Origin of the sequence: Nostoc sp. UIC 10607 (assembly GCF_047228265.1) — a bacterium.
Lineage (GTDB): Bacteria > Cyanobacteriota > Cyanobacteriia > Cyanobacteriales > Nostocaceae > Nostoc > Nostoc foliaceum_A.
In genome coordinates this window covers 1-1,567 of sequence record NZ_JBIQNW010000179.1, presented here as the reverse complement: position 1 = coordinate 1,567, position 1,567 = coordinate 1, and the positions used below count along the sequence as shown (strand labels likewise).

General features: G+C 41.9%; 2 protein-coding genes. One reads left to right on the top strand and one right to left on the bottom strand.

What is annotated here, in order from left to right:
- Positions 1–170 precede the first annotated feature (170 nt).
- Positions 171–938, bottom strand: coding sequence for a hypothetical protein (locus ACEYW6_RS36190; RefSeq protein WP_412983601.1), 768 nt, complete (start codon positions 936–938; stop codon positions 171–173).
- Positions 939–1,247: 309 nt separating this feature from the next.
- Here ACEYW6_RS36190 and ACEYW6_RS36185 point away from each other — a divergent pair, with 309 nt between their 5' ends.
- Positions 1,248–1,493, top strand: coding sequence for a hypothetical protein (locus ACEYW6_RS36185; protein WP_069074521.1), 246 nt, complete (start codon positions 1,248–1,250; stop codon positions 1,491–1,493).
- Positions 1,494–1,567: the final 74 nt, after the last annotated feature.

Sequence of the window (1,567 nt, the reverse complement as noted above, 5' to 3'; positions counted from 1 at the left end):
TTGGTGGCTAAAATGCTTATGGGGGAAGGGTTTCAGCCTTAGCGTACAATTTTCCCGTTTTGGCACGGTGACGCCAACCACAACAGAATTAACAGACTTTTTATAGGAAAAACCCCAGTAAGGGCAAAAGCGAATTTTAACAGACTTAATCGGTTCATTACAGCACAAAGTTACTCTTCCTCATCCTCATAATCTGCATAATCTGCATAGTCTTGACCGTGTTTTTCATACCACAAGCGTTCTTCCTCTTGAGCCGCCTCTCGCTGTATCCTTTTCCGTTCTGCCATCTCTGCTTCTAGGCGTTCTTGCTCTAATTTCTCCTTCTCAATTCTTTCTTTCAGAAGCCTTTCCCGTTCTTGGGTTTCTTGCTCTACTCTCTCCCTCTCGAGTCTGATTAATCGCTGCTCGATTCGCCAACAGTAAAAATCCAAAGCCTTACCCGTCGCGGCTCCGGTAACTGTACCACCCACTAGAAATATAAGTCCAGTTTTCCAGCCTCGGATCGGGCCACCGCTCCACTCCAAACTTTTTTGATTGAACCACACCAGCACAGAGAAGACAAAAATTCCAACCACTGTGTTGATAAGCGCAAAAATCCTGGGTGTTATCTCAGTCTGTCGCAGTATTAGCCACTGTCCCAGCCAGAGTATTACACCAAAAATCACCGCAGCGATCGCGCTCATCACAGCATTATCTGGATATTTGAACGGATCTAGCGCCATATTAATAATTAATGGTATAAATATCAGCGCACAGAGCAAAAAGCCAATTAATAAGCCAGCAACACTTATCAGGCTCCAGTAGCGACCGAGATAACCAAGGCGGAATTCCAATATCCACTCTTGTACTGGGAGCATTGTAATGTAAAACGCGATTCCTGCACTAACGTAATCGAGCATTGGCAGTTGTTTTACCTTCGTACTTAGCATATTTGGCATAGTAGGGTATCCGCCGAGAGGTCTATGTGCAAAATCGGACACGTCGTAAAGTTTGGTAAAGTTTATTATCAAAAACCTTAATTTACCGTTGTTTCAGCCTCGACCTCAACTTGACCATTCAAATGAAAACATTCCCTAAAAGGCTTATTTATGGGCAAGTGTTAAGGACAAAAAGGGGTGGAAGCTCCCTCTGAAAAATCACCACTCAACGCCGGCGATCGCTACCCTCGACATATCTACCTTGCCTTTATCTGTAACCATTTATCATAAAGCTAGCTATTTGGCAAGATACTTGTTATACTTATTTACATGAACAATGATTTCGACTTCAAATCTCCTGAGCTATTTGGTTCTGTTGTTTTCAGACCTGATTTTAATAGCTTTAAGACTATCAATGCTTCCCAAGCTTGGTCTTTATTCTTTACAGGTGGTAGAGAAGACAAAAAACTAGATTCTAACCCTCGAATAGGTCTTTTGTTTACTAGTATTTTGCTAGGTCTTAGTGTTTCTGGGTTCGCCAGCGCACTGATTACCCGGACAATATTTCCTGTTTAATACCAATTTAATATGAAGCTGCATAGAAAAGAGCTTCTAGGATAAAATTATAAGAAGAGATAGAAATTACCTGC